Raw genomic sequence first — 1371 nt, forward strand, 5'->3', positions numbered from 1 at the left:
AGTGGATGGATAACTTCCATCCCATGCAGTTTGGCGAGCGCTTGTGGATATGCCCAAGCTGGCGCGATGTTCCCGATCCAAACGCGGTTAACGTAATGTTAGACCCAGGTCTTGCCTTTGGTACTGGCACGCACCCTACCACTGCGCTTTGCTTGCGCTGGCTTGACGGCATAGATATGACGGATAAAACCGTTGTCGATTTTGGCTGTGGTTCAGGAATTTTGGCGTTAGCTGCGTTGAAATTGGGCGCTAAGCGCGTCATCGGCATTGATATCGACCCACAAGCGCTACAAGCAACAAAAGAAAATGCACGACGCAACGGCGTTGAAGACCGTTTGGATGTATACCTTCCTGAAGACCAGCCTGAGCTTGAAGCCGATGTCGTGATGGCGAACATCTTGTCAGGTCCATTACTAGAACTTCAAAGCGTGATTACAAATTACTGCAAATCAGGTGGTTTGTTAGTTCTTTCTGGCATTTTGGCGGAGCAAGTTACGCGCATAGAAGAAGCGTACGCTCAAGATATTACACTTGAACCCAGTGCCATAGATGGCGAATGGGCGAGAGTGTCGGGCAAAAAACACTAAGTTTGAGTGATAAACCGACCAGTCGGTGAAAATTACGCCCAGTTAGAATAGTGTGTTTTCGGTAAACCACCTCAAAATTGCGACGAAAATTTGTACGACAAAGCACGTTACCGCCTAATTAATTGTTAATTTTTTTCACATTACAGCCCTTTCAAATCGGGGGCTGTAAGACTTTCGTACAATATTTAAACTAAAAATCGACGTTAGCTTACTAATGTGACAGATTTTTTTCACTGTCAAGACCACGGAGTGAAATTTTGTGCGATTTTTAGCCTTTTCAAGCCTTGCGAAAACACGTACACTTAGCGCCCCGTTTTAGCCGGGTGTATATTTTCTGTGCAGTTTTAGATGGCGAGCTATACATTTTATAATGCGAATTGGACCTTACGAGTTAGAAAACAATTTGATGTTGGCCCCCATGGCTGGCGTAACAGACAGACCGTTTCGCCAACTTTGTAAGCGCTTAGGTGCAGGGCTTGTTGTTTCAGAAATGCTTTCGAGTAATCCGAAAGTTTGGAACACAGCTAAATCACAAGCGCGTATGAATCATGAGGGTGAAGAAGGCATTCGCTCTGTACAGATAGCTGGGGCTGATCCTGAGCTTATGGCTCAAGCAGCACAATTTAATGTTGAGAACGGTGCGCAAATCATCGATATCAACATGGGTTGTCCTGCTAAAAAGGTCAATAAGAAGCTGGCAGGTTCTGCATTGCTTCAATACCCAGACACAGTGGAAGCGATTATTAAAGCAGTAGTTAATGCTGTTGATGTACCCGTGACACTA

Annotated in this window: 2 protein-coding genes; both read left to right on the plus strand. The window is 45.1% G+C overall.

The features are described from left to right. Positions 1 to 587 (plus strand): 50S ribosomal protein L11 methyltransferase (gene prmA, locus QVA83_RS08200; RefSeq protein WP_287498338.1); only part of this gene is annotated, 587 nt, incomplete at its 5' end. Between the two features lie 370 nt (positions 588 to 957). Next, positions 958 to 1371, plus strand: a 414-nt coding sequence (locus QVA83_RS08205; RefSeq protein WP_287498339.1) for a tRNA-dihydrouridine synthase, incomplete at its 3' end; no start/stop codon positions are given.

It is taken from the genome of Alteromonas sp. AO-Serp, from assembly GCF_017849675.1.
Taxonomy (GTDB): Bacteria; Pseudomonadota; Gammaproteobacteria; order Enterobacterales; family Alteromonadaceae; genus Alteromonas; species Alteromonas macleodii.